Annotated in this window: 19 protein-coding genes; 9 read left to right on the top strand and 10 right to left on the bottom strand. The window is 56.2% G+C overall.

What is annotated here, in order from left to right; genetic code table 11:
• The first annotated feature begins 36 nt into the window (after positions 1-36).
• Both NG99_RS15390 and NG99_RS15385 read left to right on the top strand, forming a co-directional pair.
• Entirely contained in the window at positions 37-1,236 is a 1,200-nt protein-coding gene (locus NG99_RS15390; RefSeq protein WP_157032635.1) for a Bcr/CflA family multidrug efflux MFS transporter, read from the top strand.
• 338 nt (positions 1,237-1,574) lie between these two features.
• A complete protein-coding gene (locus NG99_RS15385) occupies positions 1,575-1,916 on the top strand; it encodes a YejG family protein (RefSeq protein ID WP_034894747.1) in 342 nt (113 codons plus the stop codon).
• A 4-nt stretch (positions 1,917-1,920) separates the two neighbouring features.
• Here NG99_RS15385 and yejF read toward each other — a convergent pair whose 3' ends face one another.
• The 8 genes from yejF to yeiP form a co-directional block, all read right to left on the bottom strand.
• Positions 1,921-3,504, bottom strand: coding sequence for a microcin C ABC transporter ATP-binding protein YejF (yejF, locus tag NG99_RS15380; RefSeq protein ID WP_034894743.1), 1,584 nt, complete (start codon positions 3,502-3,504; stop codon positions 1,921-1,923).
• The gene (locus NG99_RS15375; protein WP_034894741.1) at positions 3,504-4,529 is read right to left on the bottom strand and encodes a microcin C ABC transporter permease; all 1,026 of its coding nucleotides are present in this window, start codon (positions 4,527-4,529) and stop codon (positions 3,504-3,506) included. Before NG99_RS15375 ends, yejF begins: the two co-directional genes overlap by 1 nt.
• The gene (locus tag NG99_RS15370; protein WP_034894738.1) at positions 4,529-5,617 is read right to left on the bottom strand and encodes a microcin C ABC transporter permease YejB; all 1,089 of its coding nucleotides are present in this window, start codon (positions 5,615-5,617) and stop codon (positions 4,529-4,531) included. The genes NG99_RS15375 and NG99_RS15370 overlap by 1 nt, the downstream gene beginning before the upstream one ends.
• Positions 5,618-5,628: 11 nt before the next feature.
• A complete protein-coding gene (locus NG99_RS15365; RefSeq protein WP_034894736.1) occupies positions 5,629-7,437 on the bottom strand; it encodes an extracellular solute-binding protein in 1,809 nt (602 codons plus the stop codon).
• A gap of 157 nt (positions 7,438-7,594) precedes the next feature.
• On the bottom strand, positions 7,595-8,170 hold the full coding sequence (mepS, locus tag NG99_RS15360) for a bifunctional murein DD-endopeptidase/murein LD-carboxypeptidase (RefSeq protein WP_034894733.1): 576 nt from the start codon (positions 8,168-8,170) through the stop codon (positions 7,595-7,597).
• 495 nt (positions 8,171-8,665) lie between these two features.
• Positions 8,666-9,373 (bottom strand): phosphatase PAP2 family protein, encoded by a 708-nt coding sequence (locus NG99_RS15355; protein WP_034894730.1) that lies wholly within the window; start codon positions 9,371-9,373, stop codon positions 8,666-8,668.
• 40 nt (positions 9,374-9,413) lie between these two features.
• The gene (locus tag NG99_RS15350) at positions 9,414-10,397 is read right to left on the bottom strand and encodes a CobW family GTP-binding protein (RefSeq protein ID WP_034894727.1); all 984 of its coding nucleotides are present in this window, start codon (positions 10,395-10,397) and stop codon (positions 9,414-9,416) included.
• A gap of 219 nt (positions 10,398-10,616) precedes the next feature.
• Positions 10,617-11,189, bottom strand: a complete 573-nt coding sequence (gene yeiP, locus NG99_RS15345) for an elongation factor P-like protein YeiP (protein ID WP_034894724.1) — start codon at positions 11,187-11,189, stop codon at positions 10,617-10,619.
• A gap of 198 nt (positions 11,190-11,387) precedes the next feature.
• Between yeiP and NG99_RS28320 the strand changes: the two genes are divergently transcribed.
• The 5 genes from NG99_RS28320 (at position 11,388) to fruA (ending at position 15,770) form a co-directional block, all read left to right on the top strand.
• On the top strand, positions 11,388-11,642 hold the full coding sequence (locus tag NG99_RS28320) for a YkgJ family cysteine cluster protein (protein WP_072017606.1): 255 nt from the start codon (positions 11,388-11,390) through the stop codon (positions 11,640-11,642).
• Entirely contained in the window at positions 11,576-11,860 is a 285-nt protein-coding gene (locus NG99_RS29715; RefSeq protein WP_198138798.1) for a hypothetical protein, read from the top strand. The genes NG99_RS28320 and NG99_RS29715 overlap by 67 nt, the downstream gene beginning before the upstream one ends.
• 136 nt (positions 11,861-11,996) lie before the next feature.
• The gene (gene fruB, locus NG99_RS15340) at positions 11,997-13,130 is read left to right on the top strand and encodes a fused PTS fructose transporter subunit IIA/HPr protein (RefSeq protein ID WP_034894721.1); all 1,134 of its coding nucleotides are present in this window, start codon (positions 11,997-11,999) and stop codon (positions 13,128-13,130) included.
• The gene (gene fruK / locus NG99_RS15335) at positions 13,127-14,065 is read left to right on the top strand and encodes a 1-phosphofructokinase (protein WP_034894718.1); all 939 of its coding nucleotides are present in this window, start codon (positions 13,127-13,129) and stop codon (positions 14,063-14,065) included. The genes fruB and fruK overlap by 4 nt, the downstream gene beginning before the upstream one ends.
• A gap of 16 nt (positions 14,066-14,081) precedes the next feature.
• Positions 14,082-15,770, top strand: coding sequence for a PTS fructose transporter subunit IIBC (gene fruA / locus NG99_RS15330; protein ID WP_034894715.1), 1,689 nt, complete (start codon positions 14,082-14,084; stop codon positions 15,768-15,770).
• Between the two features lie 101 nt (positions 15,771-15,871).
• Here fruA and nfo read toward each other — a convergent pair whose 3' ends face one another.
• Both nfo and NG99_RS15320 read right to left on the bottom strand, forming a co-directional pair.
• A complete protein-coding gene (gene nfo, locus NG99_RS15325) occupies positions 15,872-16,720 on the bottom strand; it encodes a deoxyribonuclease IV (RefSeq protein ID WP_034894712.1) in 849 nt (282 codons plus the stop codon).
• A 70-nt stretch (positions 16,721-16,790) separates the two neighbouring features.
• Complete coding sequence (locus NG99_RS15320; protein ID WP_034894710.1) at positions 16,791-17,849, bottom strand: YeiH family putative sulfate export transporter; 1,059 nt, start codon at positions 17,847-17,849, stop codon at positions 16,791-16,793.
• Between the two features lie 133 nt (positions 17,850-17,982).
• Here NG99_RS15320 and yieE point away from each other — a divergent pair, with 133 nt between their 5' ends.
• Both yieE and NG99_RS15310 read left to right on the top strand, forming a co-directional pair.
• Positions 17,983-18,849, top strand: coding sequence for a DNA-binding transcriptional regulator YeiE (gene yieE / locus NG99_RS15315; RefSeq protein WP_034894708.1), 867 nt, complete (start codon positions 17,983-17,985; stop codon positions 18,847-18,849).
• A gap of 189 nt (positions 18,850-19,038) precedes the next feature.
• Positions 19,039-20,511, top strand: coding sequence for an amino acid permease (locus tag NG99_RS15310; protein WP_034894705.1), 1,473 nt, complete (start codon positions 19,039-19,041; stop codon positions 20,509-20,511).
• Positions 20,512-20,539: the final 28 nt, after the last annotated feature.

Below are 20,539 nucleotides of genomic sequence, written 5' to 3'. Positions count from 1 at the left end.
CAAACTAATAAAAAGCAGAAGTGAGGAGCAATGAGGGTGCGTAAGGACAAGAACTCATCGGTGGGACTGGTGGTGATCCTCGGCCTGTTGGCCATGTTAATGCCGTTGTCGATTGATATGTATTTGCCTGCGCTGCCGGAAATTGCTCGTGAGTTCGGCGTGTCCGCTGGCAGCGTGCAGATGACGCTGAACATCTACATTCTGGGGTTTGCGCTGGGCCAGCTGGTTTATGGCCCGCTCGCTGACAGCTTTGGCCGCAAGCCGGTTATTGCGGCAGGGACGCTGATCTTTGCCGTAGCCGCCGCTGCCTGCGCTATGTCGCAAACCATCGATCACCTGATTTATATGCGTTTGCTGCACGGGCTCTCTGCGGCTGCCGGAAGCGTGGTGATCAGTGCGCTGATGCGTGATACCTACTCGAAAGAGGAGTTTTCACGCATGATGTCTTTTGTGATGCTGGTCACCACTATTGCGCCGCTGATGGCGCCGATCGTTGGCGGCTGGCTGCTGCTGATCTGGAGCTGGCACGCCATTTTCTGGACGATTTCAGGCGCGGCGGTGGTGACCACGGTGCTGGTGGTCACGCAAATTAAAGAAACGCTGCCCAAAGATAAGCGCCAGAAGTTTCATCTGCGCACCACGATGGGTAATTTCCTTTCGCTATTCCGCCACAAGCGGGTGTTCAGCTATATGCTGGCCAGCGGCTTCTCGTTCGCCGGACTCTTCTCGTTCCTTAACGCCGGGCCGTTTGTTTACATTGAGCTGAACCACATCACGCCGCAGGATTTCGGCTATTACTTTGCGCTTAACGTGGTATTTCTGTTCCTGATGACGCTGCTGAACAGCCGTTCGGTGCGCCGCTTTGGTCCGCTGGCGATGTTTCGCTTCGGCCTGCTGATACAGTTCAGCATGGGCGTCTGGATGGTGCTGGTCAGCGCATTTAACCTGGGCTTCCTGCCGCTGGTGTTTGGCGTGGCGATGTTTATCGGCTGCGTGGCGATGGTTTCGTCGAACGCGATGGCGGTGATCCTGGAAGAGTTTCCGCATATGGCCGGTACGGCCTCTTCACTGGCCGGAACGCTGCGCTTTGGCGTGGGGGCGCTGGTCGGCGCCTTACTGTCGACGCTGTCATTTAACAGCGCCTGGCCGATGGTGGGGTCTATTTTTATCTGCGCAACGCTCTCCATCCTGTTGTTTATCTATGCGACCCGCCCGCGCAAAGATGCGTCGGCCTGACAGCCCGCCGTGCGCCTGAATGGCGCGCGGCTCCTGCCCGTTTTTGCCCACCATTTTTCACTTCTTTTCACTTAATCCTGCTCTGACCGCTTTATGTCTGCTGATGTTATGTATATGTAAAATTAATCCATTAAAAAAGTTACCGCTGTGCAACAAAAGTGGTTGTTATCGCGCCGCTAACGCGGTAAATATAGCGTTAAAATGAGAGTTACTTCTCAAAAAAATATTAACAGGAGCAGGGCTGCTGCATTAGCCCATTAATGGTCCCGTTTTTTGCCAGAGAAAAAGCGCGCGAAGAGAGCTGTTAAAAATGGCTGATACCGGTCTGGGGAGTCAGGGTGAATACGTTACAGCATTCCGTAGTACATCGTTTACCGCAAAGTTACCGTTGGGGAGCGGGGCCAATGGGCACCTGCGTGGAGCCGCTGATCCTCAACAGCCATAAGGCGGATGACGATCTGATCGGCCTTACGCTGCTTAGCCAGAGCGGCAAGCAGGCGTGGGAGATCATGCAAATGATTAAAGACGCGCTGACGGAAATTCAGCTCAACTGCGCCGTGGTGGAGTGGGCGGGCGAACCTTGCCTGTTTGTTGCCCGCCATGATGAGTGTGCTGCCACCTGCCGCCTGAAAAACTTTGGCGTCGGCATTGCCGAAACTTTCCGGGGCGGCTCTTCCTGACCGCTCAGGCTAGCGAGAGTAGCTGGCGGGTATAGTCCGCCGCTGGCGAAGCAAAGATCTGCTCACACTCGCCCTGTTCCACGACTTCCCCCTCGCGCAGCACCACAACCTGATGGCATAAAGAGCGGACTACCCGTAAATCGTGGCTGATAAAGATGTAGGCGAGCCGGTGGGTTTGCTGCAATTTATTCAGCAGCGTCAGAATCTGTTTCTGCACCGAGCGGTCCAGTGACGAGGTTGGTTCATCAAGAATAATCAGTTTGGGCTGAAGGATTAACGCCCGGGCGATGGCGATGCGCTGGCGCTGACCGCCGGAAAATTCTGCCGGATAGCGATGGCGTGTCTCAGCCTCCAGCCCCACCTCCTGCATTGCCTCTATCACTTTTTCCTCGCGCTCCGCCGTGCTCAGATCGGGGTGATGCACCTGAAGACCCTCGGCAATAATTTGCAGCACGCTGAGGCGCGGGTTGAGCGAGGAGTTTGGGTCCTGGAAAACAACCTGCATCTGGCGGCGAACCGGCAGCATTTTCTGCCGATCCCACTCATGCAGCGGCCGCTCGTTGAGCCAGATCTCTCCCTGAGACTGAATCAGGCGCAGTAAAGCCAGCCCGGTGGTGCTTTTCCCCGAGCCGGATTCGCCGACCAGCCCCAGGCTTTCGCCTGGCCTCAGGGTAAAACTCAGCGACTTAAGCGCGTGATGGTAGCCGGTAATCCTCCGCAATAAGCCCTGTTTTATCGGGAAGGCCACGCGGAGGTTTTCCACGCGCAGCAGAAGTGGCGCGTCTTTATCAACAGGATCTGGGCGGCCTTCCGGCTCTGCGTTCAGCAGTGCCTGGGTATAAGGATGCTGCGGGGCGCTGAACAGCTGCGAGGTACTATTTTTTTCCACAGCCTGACCGTTGCGCATCACCACCACGCTATCCGCCAGCTGGCGCACAATGTTAAGATTATGGGTAATAAACAGCAGTCCCATATTCATCTCCTGCTTCAACTCCCGCAGCAGTACGAGGATTTGCGCCTGTACCGTGACGTCCAGTGCGGTCGTCGGCTCGTCGGCAATCAGCAGCTCAGGCTGCGTCAGCAGCGCCATGGCGATCATCACCCGCTGGCGCTCGCCGCCGGACAGCTGATGCGGAAAGTCGTTCAGGCGTTTCGCTGCCTGACGGATCCCGACGCGATCGAGGCAGCTGAGCATCTCCGCTCTGGCGGACTCTTTGCGCATCCCTCGGTGCAGCGACAGCACTTCATACAGCTGCTTTTCAATGTTGTGCAGCGGGTTGAGCGACACCATGGGTTCCTGAAAAATCATTGCCATCCGGTTGCCGCGCAGGCCGCGCATCTGGCGCTCATCGGCTTTCAGTACGTCCTGGCCGGCGAACAGGATCTCACCCTGTGGATAAACCACCGGCGGCCCAGGCAGCAGACGCATCATCGACAAGGCCGTGACGCTTTTCCCCGAGCCGGACTCGCCGACCAGCGCCAGCGTCTCCCCGGCATCCACCGACAGCGACAGATCGCTGACGACCTGGCGATCGATGCCAGCCTGACGAAAGGCAATGCTTAAATTTTTGACGGTCAGTAGCGACATCAGTACACCTTACTGGGATCGAAGGCGTCACGAACAGCCTCACCGATAAAAATCAACAGCGACAGCAGGATCGCCAGTGAAAAGAAGGCGGCCATCCCCAGCCAGGGCGCCTGTAAATTGTTTTTCCCCTGCAGCAGCAGTTCGCCGAGCGAGGGCGACCCCATCGGCAGGCCAAAGCCCAGAAAATCCAGCGAGGTCAGCGTGGTGATCGAGCCGCACAGAATAAAAGGCAAATAGGTGAGGGTGGCTACCATGGCGTTAGGCAGCATATGGCGCGACATGATTTTGCCATCGCTAACGCCGAGGGCCTGCGCCGCACGGATATAGTCAAAGTTACGGGTGCGCAGAAACTCAGCTCTGACCACGCCGACTAACTGCATCCAGCCAAACGCCACGGTGATCGCCAGTAGCCACCAGAAGCCCGGCTGGATTACGCTCGACAGCAGAATAATCAGAAACAGCGTTGGCATCCCGGACCACACTTCAATAAAGCGCTGGCCCCACAAGTCTACCCTGCCGCCGTAATAGCCCTGCGAAGCGCCAACCACAATGCCGATAACGCTGGAAATCAGCGTCAGCATCAGGCCAAACAGCAGCGAGATCCGCGTGCCGTACAGGATGCGGGCCAGCACGTCGCCGCCGTTGGCATCGGTTCCCAGCCAGTTCTGTGCGGAAGGCGGCGAAGGGAAGGGCGCCGTGGTGGCAAAATTGATCGTCCCGTCGCCAAAGCGAATGGGCGCCCAGATTGCCCAACCTTGTTGAGCGATGCGCGATTGCAGCCACGGGTCCTGATAATCCGCCGGGGTGGCCAACTGGCCGCCGAAATCCGTCTCGTTGTAATCCACCAGCAGCGGGAACCAGATGCGGTCATGGTAATGCACCAGCAGCGGCTTATCGTTAGCCAACAGCTCGGCGCCCAGGCAGAGTACAAACAGGATGGCAAAGATCCACAGCGACCAGTATCCGCGGCGGTTGTGGCGGAATCGCGCCCAGCGCGCCTGATTAACGGGGCTTAAGCGGCTCATTATCGTCCCTCAAAATCAATGCGGGGATCGACCAGCGTGTAGGTCATATCGCTAAGGATATTCAGCAGCAGGCCAATCAGCGTGAAAATATACAGCGTGCCAAACATCAGCGGATAATCGCGCTGGATGGTAGCGTCATAGCCCAGCAGACCGAGGCCATTCAGCGAGAACATCACCTCAATTAACAGCGAACCGGTGAAAAACATGCTGATAAAGGTGGCCGGGAAACCGGCAATGACCAGCAGCATGGCGTTGCGGAATACGTGGCGATAAAGAATTTTTTTCTCATCCAGCCCTTTCGCCCGCGCGGTGACCACGTACTGCTTGCGGATTTCATCCATAAACGAATTTTTGGTCAGCATGGTCAGCGTGGCGAAGCCGCCAATCACCGTAGCAATCACCGGCAGAGTAATGTGCCAGAGATAATCGGTGATTTTACCGTACCAGGGCAGCGCGTCGAACTGGGCGGAAACCAGCCCTCGCAGCGGGAACCAGTCCAGATAGCTGCCGCCGGCGAACAGCACAATCAGTAAAATACCGAACAGGAAAGAGGGGATCGCATAGCCGATAATAATCAGCGCGCTGCTCCAGATATCAAACGCGCTGCCGTTACGTACCGCTTTCTTAATGCCAAGTGGGATCGACACCAGATAGATAATCAGCGTGCTCCACAGCCCGAGGGTGATCGACACCGGCAGACTTTCTTTAATCAGTTGCAGGACCGAGTTGCTGCGAAACAGACTGTCGCCGAAATCAAAACGCACGTAGTTCCACAGCATAGTGAAGTAACGCTGATAAAGCGGTTTATCGAAGCCGTAGCGTTTGGTTATCTCAGCAATCACCTCAGGGTCCAGGCCGCGGGAGCCGCGATACTGGCTGTCGCCGGGGTTGGCGCTCAGGTTAACGCGCGAATGGCTTTCACTCGCGCCGCCGCCCGGCAGACCGGTAGTCTGGCCGAACTCGATATTCGCCAGCGCCTGATCGACCGGACCGCCGGGGGCGATCTGCACAATAAAGAAGTTGATGGTGATAATCGCCCAAAGCGTGGGGATCACCAGCAGCAGTCGGCGTAATAAATAAGCGGCCAAACTTTTACCCCTTAGCGACGTTGGGCCGGCAGCTGCGCGGCTTTGTTAGCATCATACCACCAGCTGTCAAAGCCCAGAGAATAAGTCGGGCGGATAGTCGGCATTGAAAACTTGCTCCAGTACGCATAGCGATTGTTGGCGTTATACCACATGGGGATCATGTAATAATTCCAGGTGAGAACCCGGTCCAGCGCTCGGCCGAGCGGCAGCAGCGCGACCTTGTCTCCCTGATGCTGATTGATCTGCGCGATCAGCCCATCCAGCACCGGACTCATGACGTGCGGGCGGTTATAGCTTGAATTAACAAAGCTGGAGGCCCAGTAGATCTGCAAATTGCTGTCCGGGAACGGCATTGCCGGGTAGGGAGAAGGCAGCATATCAAAATCGCTTTTGCGCAGGCGAGCCAGATACTGGGAGCTGTCCACCTGGCGGATAGTCAGGGTGATGCCCAACCGGCTAAGCGTATGCTGGAAAGGCAGCACCCACTGATCGTTGCCGCCGCTGCGCAGCAGCAGCTCAAATCCGAAGCTTTGGCCCGTTTTGACGTTGGTTAATTTTTGGTTTTTTAACGTCCAGCCTGCCTGCTTAAGCAGGTCCAGCGCCTTGAGCAAATTAGCTCGATCGTAGCCGCTGCCGTCCGTATGGGGAGGTTGATAAATCTGCGAGAAGACCCGATCAGGAATTTTGCCTTTTAGCGGCCCGAGAATTTCCAGCTCTTTGGCATCAGGATAGTTGCGCGCCGCATATTCGGTATTCTGGAAATAGCTGTTGCTGCGATGATAGGCGTGATAGAACAGCGCCTTGTTCATCCATTCAAAATCAAAGGCAAGGGAAATCGCCTCGCGAACCCGACGGTCGCTGAACAGGGGTTTTTGGACGTTAAAGGCCAGCCAGCTGCTGGCCGTAGCCACATCATTAGGCTGTTCGTCTTTGGTAATAAAATGATTGTCGAAATTTTTACCGCGATATTGCGTCGCCCACTTTTTCGCCGAGCTTTCGTTACGAAAATCAAACGCGCCCGCTTTAAACGCCTCAAAGGCGACATTATCATCCAGATAATAATCGTAGCGCAGCGTATCAAAATTAAAACGGCCTTTATTGACCGGCAGATTTGCCGCCCAGTAATTCTTTACTCTGGAATAGCTAATGTACTGACCCACTTTATAGGAGGAGACGCGATAAGGGCCGCTGGATAAGGGCGGCGCGGAAAGGGGCTCGCCAAGATTGTGGTCTTTCCAGAATTTTTCCGGGAACACCGGGGTGGAGAGTAGCGACAGCATTTTATCGCGATCGCTTTCCGGCAGCTCAAAACGTACGGTCAGCTCTGAAATAACTTTTGCCGTGACGCCTTTATAATACACGCGATACTGCGGTACGCCCTCGGTCATAAATTTATGAAAGGTAAAGGCCACGTCCGTTGCCGTGATGGCCGAACCGTCCTGAAAACGGGCCTGCGGATTCAGCGTGACTTCAATCCAGCGGCTGCTGTCGGGATAGCGGGCGGACTCAGCAATCAACGGGTAATAGCTGCCCGTTTCATCGTCAGAGGTGGTGAACAGCGGGTCGTAAAGCGTATCCGTACCGGCGCCGGGGTTGCCGCGCATCGCAAAGCGGTTGAAGTTGTCATAGGTACCGATAGCGGAAAGGGTCACGCTGCCGCCTTTCGGCGCGGTCGGGTTGGCATAATCGTAGTGGGTGAAATCAGCGGCATATTTAGGTTCACCGAGCTGGGCGAAGGCGTAGCTCACCTTAATATTTTCAGCCTGAGCGGATGCAGCGGTAACGCTGAAAAGTAAGAAAGTAAACCAGCGCAATATCATGGTGTTATTCAGCTCCAGGAGAAAAAAATGCACCCGGCAAGGGTAGCAGCAGGGCCACGGGCGAGGCAATGCGTAAATTTATTCCCCGGTAGATAAAAAAAACGCTGCCGAAGCAGCGTTTCTTATCTCGTTTTTCGCAGACTTCAGGGACCTGAAGTCAACTCTGGGAGTTTTTCAGAACCCGTCGAGCTTCACGGTAACGATACTTCCAGTAGCTGTCGTTCAGATTAGAAATCATCACGCCATTGCTGGTAGAGGCGTGAACGAAGTTATCGTTGCCAAGATAGATGCCGACGTGGCGACCGGTAGAACCGGCGCGGAACAGCACTAAATCACCTGGACGTAACTTGCCACGGTTGATGCTTTTCCCGGTATCTTCCTGCTCATAGGTGGAGCGGGGGAGATCCAGGCCAAACTGTTCACGGAACGTAGTTTGTACAAATCCCGAACAATCAATGCCGCGTTTGCTGGTACCGCCAAGACGGTAACGAACGCCTTTCCAGTCTGCATACTGATCCATCAGGCGTGATTTGATATCCACGTTCTGGACCATCTGTTCGAATTCATCCTGAGACGCTTGAAGTAAAAAACCGTTCTGGTTCTTAACTGCATGCGTATCAGTTTGTGCATTATTGCCGGTATTCGTCGAGCTACATGCTGATAGTGTCGTCGCCAGAGCGACCGCGGGTAAAATCCGCCAGATATATCTCAGAATTGGTTGAGACTTGACCATTATGTTTGTGATCCCTTGAAGTCCTTAACGACGAAGTCGTTAGAAAAATTGCGAGACGGAACGAGATTAATTAGCGCAACAGGGTAAGACAATTCCTGAAACCCTAAAATGTGCAAGGGAGCACAATTTTTAGTGTAAATCTGGAAATAGTTTACTTAAGTAGCCTAATCGAAATCGAGGTTACCCGATTACCAGCCCCATGGCGAGGGGTTTTAGCGACTTTTTTATAGGTTTTAATGATATGAAACAAGAATCTGTTATCACGGCTACAATATCGGCAATCAGGGAGAAAACTTGAGGAGAAAAGGGTAAAAAAGCGCAAAAAAAAGACGACTCTTTAAATTTAAGAGTCATCAGGCTGGACAATCGCGTTAAGTCACCGTTTTTGCCTGCCCGCAGCCATAATGAAATCTTTTAACGGAAATTTAATCAAGATGCTAATTACAGGCCTGGCCGTTTACAAAAGGGACCTTTTTGCAAACGGCAAGCGGCTGGTTACTTCGCAGGCTTATATTTTCCTGGCAGATGGCGATACAGCGCGTTAACGATCGCATCGCTGAGCGGCGTCATTAAGCACCAGCTCATGCCTACCAGCACGATAGAGAGCGAACCCACCACCACATCGGTAAACCAGTGAGCGCCAATCATAATGCGCGGCGAGGCGAAAATCAGCACGATAGCCACGGCAAGCAGAAAGGCGCGCCGGGTAAAATACCGCAGCATAAAGCAGGCAAACACCATCAGCATCATGCCGTGATCGCCGGGGAAGCTGTCTGTCGAAGCGTCCTTCGCCGGAATACCGGTTAATTCTGAGACGTGATTAACCTCCGGGAAGAATTTAGTTGGGCTGGGATGGGAAACCGGAATGAGGTGACCCAACTGGTTGAGCACCACGGCGCAAATTAACATAGCAATACCAATTGCCAGCAAACGACGACGGCCGGGCGGCGTTTCGCGACGCCAGAAATGGAGATAGAGCGCGCCCATTGCTAACAGCGAAATGCCATCAAATGCCCTGAAGTTGGTAATAGCCAGCAGCCAAAGCAGCGGCTTGCTGGTCAACAGCCGATCGTTAAACCAGTAAAAAAGACCTTTATCGATCGGGAACCAGAAGCCGTGGTTAGCCGGAAGATACCAGGAAAAGAATAGCGCTAAGCCCAGCACATTAAGTACCAGGATAGTCAGTAAACGGTTAATGGTCATTTCAGGTTAAGGATTAATTAAGAAATAGTAACGGAGCAGATTATACCTCTGGAGTTAAACGAAGTTTCAACAAAGATGTTTGCAAAATGTTCCAGTCAGCCTCCGACTCGTGGATCATCTCTATCCGGCTGTCTGGCGGCGCGGATTGCCGGGTTTCAATATGAAAATCTTCTCCCTGGCGGTTGACGCTGACTAACCCTTCCTGAATGCGCATCACTCCCTTTACGCGGGAAACCGGAGCAAGCCGCACCCATTCCAGCAGGCCGATGGTGTCGAACACCGTATCGGCATCGAAAATCCAGCCGCAGGCATAATAACCCTGTCCCTGATTTAACGAGCGGCGCCAGCGGGTTCCCGAGGTGAGCGACAGCGCGGCCAGTCCTGACTGGGGCTTCGCGTGCGCGTGATTATGCCCCTCCGGCAGCGTCCGCAGGTTAGTACGCGGCCGATCAAGCAAAGCATTCTCAATTTTGCCAAAGCTGGCGATGACCACCGGGCGCTGCTGCTCGTCGCTGGCCTGCCACTGCGCCAGCGCCTGTTTATCCGCCTCCTGCCAGCGGTCAGCTTTATTCGCCACGATAATATCGGCGGCGGCAAGCTGGTCGCGGAAGTTTTCGTTCTCCACCACGCGCCGATCCGCCAGCTGGCGAGGGTCCAGCAGACATAAAGAAGCCTCCAGCGTCAGCCACGGGGTATAAACTTCCGCTGTCAGCATCTCCAGGATCTGTTTGGGATGCCCGAGGCCGGTGGGTTCGATCAGCAGGCGATCGGGTTTAGCCTGCTTAAGCAGCATATTGAGCCCGACCTGCATCGGCAGCCCATTCACGCAGCACATGCAGCCGCCGGGGATCTCTTTCAGGATCGCGCCGCTTTCAGCCAGCAGCGCGCCATCAATCCCCACTTCACCAAACTCGTTGACCAAAACGGCCCAGCGTTCGTTCTCCGGTTTGTTAGCCAGCAGATGCAGCAGGGTGGTGGTTTTGCCGCTGCCTAAAAAGCCGGTAATCAGATTTACCCGGGTCATCTTTCTCTCCTTATTGGATGAATCATGCGCTGGCAATATGGCAAAAATAGCGTGCAGACCTCAACGCTAACCGCAAACAGGGCGTTGCCAGAAGGGGGAAGCTCGACGTTTCGCTGACTGGATGGTGAGCACAGGCTGAGATGCTGTCCGTCTGCGCGCTGATTTTTTGTTATAACATAACAATTGCGGCGATGCACGGGTCATCGCCGGGCTACCCTGCTAGTCTGCACGGCTCATATAGCGACGCTCAGGAATATGAATGCGAATTTTGTCGCCGTTGCTCAGGTATTCGGGCACCTGAATCACCAGACCGGTGCTCATGCTGGCCGGTTTGGTTCTGGCGCTGGCGGAAGCCCCTTTGATGCCGGGCGTGGTGTCCACAATCTCCATATCAACCGTCTGCGGCAGCTCAAGTGCCAGCACCTGCCCATCCATCGTTAATACCTGAATGCCGGGAATGCCGCCTTCTGGCAGGAACAGCAGCTCTTCTTCGATCTGCTCCCTCTTAAAGACGTAAGGGGTATAGTCCTCATCATCCATAAAGACGTATTCATCACCGTCTATATAAGAGAAGGTGACCTGGCGGCGGCTTAAGGAGATAGTGTCGATAATCTCATCGCCCTTGAAGCGCTCTTCAACCTTCAGGCCGGTGCGGATATCGGTAAAGCGCATTTTATACAGGGTTGAAGCGCCGCGCGCGCTGGGGCTCTGTACATCAATGTCCTTCACTAACAGCAGCTTGCCGTTAAGGCTAACCGCCATCCCTTTTTTTATTTCATTTGCTCTTGGCATTCTAAGATCTCGATAACAGGCCCGTGGAAAATTCTCGCGTCAACTTACTCCGGCTGACGGATTCAGGCAAGTGCTGACCCCATCTGCTCGCAAAGAAAGCCCGGATGAATTGCGTGATAACCCGCTTTCATTAAAGAATAGCCTTCTCCGGCGGCGACTGCTATTGTCGCGCAATATCACCCTGGGGAAAGAAGAAAGATGGAGTGCCGTGCCGCCTGTGGGGCCTGTTGTACCGCGCCTTCAATTTCCAGCCCCTTGCCTGGGATGCCCAACGGCAAGCCTGCCAACACACCCTGCGTTCAGTTGGATGAACAGCAGCGCTGCAAAATATTCAATTCGCCGCTAAGGCCAGCCGTTTGCACCGGGCTGAAGCCCGGACTTGAAATGTGCAAAAGCAACCGGCAGGAGGCGATGATTTATTTGCTCGATCTGGAGCGGCAAACCGCGCCTTAGCTTGCGTATCTTCTGCTTTTACCTCTTTTAAATGCCGGATTCCGGCACCGCACAAGTCGTTTTATTTCTCCAGTGCGCCTGCTGCGCAAGGCTCATTTTTCACCAGCACTACCGGCGTTCAGCAACCGTCAGCTAACGGGGGGCAGAAACCTGTTTTTTCTGAATCTCGTCAGCAAAGTGTGCGTGGTATCAAAAATCTGCTACGCCGTAAGCGGTAAAACTTGCAACCCATGATCGAACGGGACCAAACTCCTTGAAACGTTTCAGCGTTGTCTGTTCAGCTTGTTACTCAACAGACGGCGCTTTTTTTCTCAAAGTAGCTGAAACGATTCAAATTCAGCAGAGAGGAGAACTATGTTCCAGCTAGCACTGAACGCAATTCACCCCGGCGCGACCGCCGGAGATAAAGAACAGGCCATTCGTCAGGTTGCCGCCGCGCTGACTTCAGCCGGTAACGTCGGGGAAGGGTACGTCGACGGGATGCTCGCTCGCGAGCAGCAAACCTCAACCTATCTGGGTAACGGCATTGCTATCCCTCACGGCACGACCGAGACCCGCGATCTGGTACTACAGACCGGCGTGCAGGTCTTTCAGTTCCCGCAGGGGATCGCCTGGGGCGACGATCAGACCGTATATGTGGTGATCGGCATTGCCGCAAAATCCGACGAGCACCTTGCGCTGCTGCGTCAGCTGACCCATGTGCTCAGCGATGACAGCGTAGCCGAAAAGCTGAAAAGTACTGACTCCGCTGAAACCCTGCGCGGCCTGCTGATGGGCGAAAAGCAGGGCGCGGAATTCAAATTCGATACTTCTCTGATCGCGACGGAAGTCGCCGCCAGCGATTTAATGACTTTACAGGCGCTGAACGCCGGTCGGCTACAGCAGGCTGGCTCCGTGGACGCCAGCTTCGTCAGCAGCGTAATCTCCGGCAGGCCGCTTAACCTGGGGCAGGGCATCTGGCTGAGCGACAGCACTGAAGGCAACCTCGGCAGCGCCGTGGCCGTCAGCCGTGCGGCAAATGCCTTTGAGGCAGAAGGCGAGAAAGTGGCGCTGCTGCTGACCGTAGCCGTAGCCGACGACCAGCCGATGAGCGTCCTTAACTATCTGAGTGACCTGCTGGTTCAGCAAAAAGCTGAACGGCTGCTGACTGCGGATGCGGCGGGGATTCTGGCGTTGCTCACCAGCGACGTGTCGGAACAGGCCGACGTGCTGACCGAAGAGTTCACCATTCGCAACGAGCATGGCCTCCATGCACGTCCGGGAACCGCCCTGGTTAGCGTCATCAAACAGTATAATTGCGAGGTTACCGTGACCAATCTTGACGGCAGCGGGAAACCGGCCAACGGCCGTAGCCTGATGAAGGTGGTGGCGCTGGGGGTGAAAAAAGGCCATCGCCTGCGCTTTACCGCCAGCGGACAGGATGCGCGCGCCGCGCTGGATGCCATTGGTGAAGCCATTTCAGCCGGACTGGGCGAGGGGGCAGCATGAGTCGTCGCGTCGCAACAATTACTCTGAATCCCGCCTATGACCTGGTCGGCTACACGCCGGAGATTGAGCGCGGTGAGGTGAACCTGGTGAAAACAACCGGACTTCATGCCGCGGGCAAAGGCATCAACGTCGCTAAGGTTCTCAAGGATCTTGGCATTGACGTCACGGTGGGGGGATTCCTCGGCAAAGAGAATCAGGATGGTTTTCAGCACCTGTTCAGCGAGCTGGGGATCGCTAACCGCTTTCAGGTGGTGGAAGGCCGCACCCGTATTAACGTCAAGCTGACCGAGAAGCAGGGCGACGTGACCGACCTGAACTTTTCTGGTTTTGACGTCACGCCGCAGGACTGGGAGCGCTTTACCGCGGATTCTCTGAGCTGGCTGGGGCAGTTCGATATGGTTTGCGTCAGCGGCAGTCTGCCCGCCGGCGTGGAGCCGGAGGCGTTTACCGCGTGGATGACCGCGCTGCGTACCCACTGCCCGTGCATCATTTTCGACAGCAGCCGTGAAGCGCTGGTGGCAGGGCTGAAAGCCGCTCCATGGCTGGTGAAACCCAATCGCCGCGAGCTGGAAATCTGGGCCGGACGCCCGCTTCCCACCTTGCAGGACGTGATTGAAGCGGCTCATGCGCTGCGCGAGCAGGGCATTGCCCATGTGGTGATCTCACTGGGTGCCGAAGGCGCGCTGTGGGTGAATGCTTCAGGTGAATGGATCGCCAAACCACCGGCTTGTGAAGTCGTCAGCACCGTCGGTGCCGGGGACTCGATGGTCGGGGGGCTGATTTACGGCCTGCTGATGCGTGAATCCAGCGAACATACGCTGCGTCTTGCTACCGCCGTGGCGGCTATGGCCGTCAGTCAGAGCAACGTGGGCGTTAAAGACCGTACCCAGTTGGCCGCGATGATGGCGCGCGTCGACCTACAACCTTTTAACTAACAGCAGGAGAGCGATAATGAAAACGCTGCTGATAATTGATGCTTCGCTGGGGCTTGCTACAGGCTATCTGGCAAAAAATATCACCACGGCCGCCGCGGCCAGCAAGGGGCTGACGCTCACCGATAGCCTGGCCGACGCTGACCAGGTGATCGTTGCCGGGAAAAACATTCCTTCCGACGCTTCGCTTGACGGCAAGGCGGTCTATCTGGCGGACATTGAACAGCTTCTGCGTCAGCCAGACGCGGTGCTGGCAAAAGCCCAGGCCGAAGCCAAACCCTGGCACGCGCCAGCGGTTGCCTCGCCAGTTGCCGCAACGGCTGGCAGGGCGAAGCGTATCGTGGCGGTTACCGCCTGCCCAACCGGCGTGGCGCACACCTTTATGGCGGCAGAAGCCATCGACACCGAAGCGAAAAAACGCGGCTGGTGGGTGAAGGTGGAAACCCGTGGTTCGGTGGGAGCGGGCAATGCCATTACCCCTGAAGAGGTAGCGGAAGCCGATCTGGTGATCGTGGCGGCGGATATTGACGTAGACCTGGCGAAGTTCGCCGGTAAGCCAATGTACCGCACTTCTACCGGCCTGGCGCTGAAGAAAACCGCGCAGGAGTTGGATAAAGCCGTAGCGGAGGCGAAGCCTTATCAACCTAAGGGGGGCGCGCAGTCTTCCCAGGGCGAAGAGAAAAAAGAGAGCGCAGGCGCCTACCGTCACCTGTTGACCGGGGTTTCCTACATGCTGCCGATGGTGGTGGCGGGCGGTCTGAGCATCGCACTCTCCTTCGCCTTCGGTATTACGGCGTTTAAAGAGCAGGGCACGCTGGCCGCCGCGCTGATGCAAATTGGCGGCGGCAGCGCCTTCGCGCTGATGGTGCCGGTGCTGGCGGGCTTTATTGCCTTCTCTATCGCCGACCGTCCGGGCCTGACGCCGGGGCTGATTGGCGGCATGCTGGCCACCAGTATCAACGCAGGCTTCCTCGGCGGGATTATCGCCGGTTTCATTGCCGGTTACGCCGCGAAGTTTATCAGCACCAGGCTTAAGCTGCCGCAGAGTATGGAAGCGCTGAAGCCTATCCTGATCATTCCGCTGGTCGCCAGCCTGATTACCGGCCTGCTGATGATTTACGTGGTGGGAACGCCGGTCGCAAAAATCATGGAAGGGCTGACCCACTGGCTGGCTAACATGGGTACGGCGAACGCGATTCTGCTGGGCGCTATTCTCGGCGGGATGATGTGTACCGACATGGGCGGCCCGGTGAACAAAGTGGCTTATGCCTTCGGCGTTGGCTTACTGAGTTCCCAGACCTACGCGCCAATGGCAGCCATTATGGCGGCCGGTATGGTGCCGCCGCTGGCAATGGGCCTGGCAACGCTGGTTGCCCGTAAGAAATTTAATAAAGGTCAGCAGGAAGGGGGCAAGGCGGCGCTGGTGCTGGGGCTGTGCTTTATCTCTGAAGGCGCGATTCCGTTCGCTGCCCGTGACCCGATGCGCGTATTGCCCTGCTGCATCATCGGCGGCGCGCTGACCGGAGCGATTTCGATGGCGGTGGGAGCCAAACTGATGGCGCCACACGGCGGGCTGTTCGTACTGCTGATCCCTGGCGCTATTACGCCGGTGATCGGGTATCTGATGGCGATTATCATCGGCACCGTGGTGGCTGGTCTCTCATATGCCGTGCTGAAACGCCCGGAGACAGAGTTAGCCAAAGCCTGATCCTGACGGTGACGGCAATAAAAACAAGCGCGGGTGACCGCGCTTGTTTTATGCTGAGTGATGAAGCGTGAGCGTGCTGACTCTTATTCAGCCGGGCGGCTTTATTGCGCCACCTGTTCGGATTTCAGCCAGGCAATCTCATCTTTCCAGATATCCGGGTTGACGGTCTCCAGAATCATTGGGATGCCGTCGAAACGCGGATCTTTCATCAGCCAGCTAAACACCGTTTTACCAATGTTGCCTTCGCCCAGGCTGTGATGGCGGTCAACGCGGCTGGCAAACTCGCTTTTCGCATCGTTCAGGTGCATACCGCGCAGATACTGGAAGCCGACGATGCGCTCAAACTCTTCAAACGTCTTCACGCACTCTTCTTCCGTCCGCAGATCGTAGCCGCCTGCGAAGGCGTGGCAGGTATCAATACAGACGCCGACGCGGGATTTATCCTCAACGCCGTCGATAATTGCCGCCAGATGCTCAAAGCGGAAGCCAAGGTTGCTGCCCTGTCCGGCGGTATTCTCAATCACGGCGGTTACGCCGGTGGTTTTATCGAGCGCAATATTGATCGATTCGGCAATGCGCTTCAGGCAGGCATCTTCTTCAATCTGGTGCAGGTGGCTGCCCGGATGAAAATTCAGCAGCGACAGGCCGAGTTGCTCGCAGCGCTGTAGCTCATCCAGAAAGGCCTCGCGGGATTTCTCCAGCGCTTCGGAAACGGGGTGACCAAGGTTAATCAGGTAGCTGTCGTGCGGCAGGATCTGCGCGGCGGCGTACTGGTATTTTTCACAGGCCGCACGAAAGGCGGTAATGACTTCATCAGTCAGCGGCGCTGCCCGCCACTGGCGCTGGTTTTTGGTAAACAGCGCAAAGGCAGTGGCTTCGAGTTCATGTGCGCGCAGCACCGCTTGATCCACGCCGCCTGCTGCGCTGACGTGGGCACCGATATATTTCATGCCGTTTCTCCTGTTAGGTGGCCTGCATTCCAGACACAATCAGGCAATGATAACCGGAAACGGCCTGAAGTCATGACAACAAATGCTGGATCAGCAGGTTAATCGCGCCGCCGCCCACGATCAGCCAGACAAACAGCAGCAGCCCAAGCAGCAGAGGCTTCAGCCCGGCCTTTTTCAGCGAGCTGAGATGGGTAGTCAGCCCCAGCGCCGCCATTGCGGTAGCCAGCACAATATTATCCAGCTGGTTCAGCCTGCTGACCACCGATTCCGGCAGCACATGCAGCGAGTTAAATAGCGCCACCGCGATAAACACCAGCGCAAACCACGGGAAGCGCAGCGTCGTCTGACTGCTCGTAGCAGATGGAGCAAGCTGACGAATCCTGGCGCTGAGCAGCAGCAGGAAGGGGGCCAGCATCATGACCCGCAGCATTTTAGCAATCACCGCCGTATTTTCCGTTTCCGGGCCGACGGCGTGACCGGCTGCCACCACCTGCGCCACTTCGTGCATCGTTGAGCCGGTAAACACGCCCCAGCTGCCGGGGGTGACGGAGGGGAAGAGGGCTGAGGCCAGCGGGTAGAGCAGTGGGTAAATGAAAATCGCCAGCGTGCCAAAAATCACCACGGTAGCGATGGCCACCGCGACTTTAGACGCTTGCGCCTTGAGAACCGGTTCGGTAGCCAGCACCGCCGCCGCGCCGCAGATGCTGCTGCCGGCGCCAATCAGCCAGACGGTGTCACGATCCAGCCCAAGCACCCGACGGCCCAGCCAGCAGGCGAGCAGAAACGTCGAGCTGAGCGTCAGCGCATCAATCAGCACGCCGCTTATGCCAACCTCGGCGATCTGCTGAAAGGTCAGTCGAAAGCCATAAAGAATAATGCCAAGGCGCAGCAGCTGCTGTTTCGCCAGCATCACGCCCGGATCGCATCTTTCAGCCAGGGGTGGGTAAATAGTGTTGCCAGCGACAATTCCGGCGACGATAGCCAGCGTCAGGGCGCCCAGCCCCAGCGCGGCAACGGCGGGAAAACTCCCCAGCCAGTTGGCCGCGGTGGCGAGCAGCAGGGCAAGCAGGACTCCGGCAACGTAGCGGGCAGGCTGGTGTTGGGGGTGGTGCAGAGTCAGTGTGGTCATAGCCTTCTCCTTTTCAATACTGACAGCATGGAGAAATCTGGCTTAAAAGAGAAATTGATTATATATTTATAATTAACCGGAATAAGTGGTAGAACAATGGGGCGAGCAGAATGATCGCGACTGAGGAGCAGCGATGCATATTACATTAAGGCAGCTGGAAGTTTTTGCTGAAGTGCTGAAGAGCGGTTCGACAACCCAGGCCTCGCAGATACTGGCGCTGTCGCAATCGGCCGTCAGCGCCGCGCTGGCGGATCTTGAAAGCCAGCTTAGCGTGCAGCTTTTCGACCGCGTCGGCAAGCGGCTGGTGGTCAACGAGCACGGGCGCTTACTCTATCCGCGCACGGTTGCGCTGCTGGAGCAGGCGATGGAAATCGAACAGCTGTTTCGTGAAGACAATGGGGCGCTGCGGGTCTATGCCAGCAGCACCATCGGCAACTACCTGCTGCCGGGGATGCTGGCAGGCTGGCGCAAGGACTATCCCGACCTGCCGCTGGAGCTTAGCGTCGGCAACAGTCAGGACGTGATTACCGCCGTGGCGGATTTTCGCGTTGATATCGGCCTGATCGAAGGCCCGTGCCATATGCCTGAAATTCTCAGCGAACCCTGGCTGGAAGATGAGCTGGTGGTGTTTGCCGCGCCGGATGCGGAGATTTTCACGCGGCCGGTCAGCCTGGAAACGCTGGCTTCCGCCCCCTGGATTCTGCGCGAGCACGGTTCCGGCACCCGCGAAATCGTAGACTATCTACTGCTGTCACATTTGCCGCAGTTCAGGCTGGCGCTGGAGCTGGGCAACTCTGAAGCGATCAAACATGCCGTCCGCCACGGTATGGGGATTAGCTGCCTGTCGCGCCGGGTGATCGCCGAGCAGCTGGCCGTTGGCACCCTCAGGGAGGTGAATGTTCCTCTGCCTAAGCTGAAACGCACGCTGTATCGCATTCATCACCGGCAGAAGCATCTCTCCAAGTCTTTGCTGCGCTTTTTAAGCTACTGTACGGAATAACGCCCGTCAGAACAGGCCCCGCCCAGTCGGGGCCAGCAAAAATCCCCGCTACTTCTCCGGTAAAATACGCTCAAACTAATAATTCTGAGCCGATCATGAAGCTATCTTATAACATGGCGTAATCACTATGCGTGCCGGGTCAGTTTGCTACAATCGCGCCTTATTTTTTCAAGGACGCAGCATTTAAAGATGGTTCAGGACACAAAAACAACACAACAGCCTGCGCTACGGCGTGAGCTTAAGGCGCGTCATCTGACGATGATCGCCATTGGCGGTTCGATTGGCACCGGTTTATTCGTGGCCTCCGGCGCCACTATCTCGCAGGCCGGTCCGGGCGGCGCGCTGCTCTCCTATATGCTGATCGGGCTGATGGTTTATTTCCTGATGACCAGCCTCGGCGAGCTGGCAGCCTTTATGCCGGTTTCAGGCTCGTTCTCCACCTACGGCGCTAACTATGTGGAAGAGGGCTTCGGTTTCGCGCTGGGCTGGAACTATTGGTACAACTGGGCGGTAACCATCGCCGTTGACCTGGTGGCCTCACAGCTGGTGATGACCTACTGGTTCCCCGATACTCCCGGCTGGCTGTGGAGCGCGCTGTTCCTGTGCGTGATCTTCCTGCTGAACTACATCTCGGTAAAAGGCTTCGGCGAAGCGGAATACTGGTTCTCGCTGATCAAAGTGGTGACGGTGATCGTCTTCATCGCGGTGGGCGTGCTGATGATTGTGGGCATTCTCAGAGGCGGCGAAGCGGCTGGCTGGCAGAACTGGAAAATTGGCGATGCGCCCTTTGCCGGTGGCTTCTCGGCGATGATTGGCGTGGCGATGATCGTTGGCTTCTCCTTCCAGGGAACTGAGCTGATCGGTATCGCGGCCGGGGAGTCAAAAGATCCGGCTAAAAACATCCCTCGCGCCGTGCGTCAGGTGTTCTGGCGCATCCTGCTGTTCTATGTATTTGCGATACTGGTGATCAGCCTGATTATCCCTTACACCGATCCAAACCTGCTGCGTAACGACGTGACCGATATCAGCGTCAGTCCGTTTACGCTGGTGTTCAAACATGCCGGGCTGCTTTCAGCGGCGGCGGTCATGAATGCCGTGATCCTGACCGCCGTGCTCTCCGCCGGGAACTCAGGAATGTATGCGTCAACGCGGATGCTGTTCACCCTGGCTCGCGAAGGCAAAGCGCCGCGTATGTTTGGCAAACTGTCCAAAGGCGGCGTGCCGCGCAACGCGCTGTATGCCACTACCGCGGTGGCGGGGCTGTGCTTCCTGACCTCAATGTTCGGCAATCAGAGCGTCTACCTGTGGCTGCTTAATACCTCTGGCATGACCGGCTTTATCGCCTGGCTCGGCATCGCGATCAGCCATTACCGTTTTCGTCGTGGCTATGTGGCTCAGGGGCTGGACCCGGCGGACCTGCCGTATCGCTCCGGTTTCTTCCCGCTGGGGCCGATCTTTGCCTTTGTCCTCTGCCTGATCATTACCCTGGGACAGAACTATCAGGCGTTCCTGGCCGATCGCATCGACTGGTACGGCGTGACCGCAACCTATATCGGCATTCCGCTATTTCTGATTATCTGGTTTGGCTTTAAACTGACCCGGAAAACGCGCTTTGTAAAATACAGCGAGATGCAGTTCCCGAAATTTGAATCGCGGGATTAGCAGAACCATTGACTAGTCCTGATATAGG

This window comes from Erwinia typographi, from assembly GCF_000773975.1.
Classification (GTDB): Bacteria; Pseudomonadota; Gammaproteobacteria; order Enterobacterales; family Enterobacteriaceae; genus Erwinia; species Erwinia typographi.
This window is presented reverse-complemented; position numbering and strand designations above follow the sequence as displayed.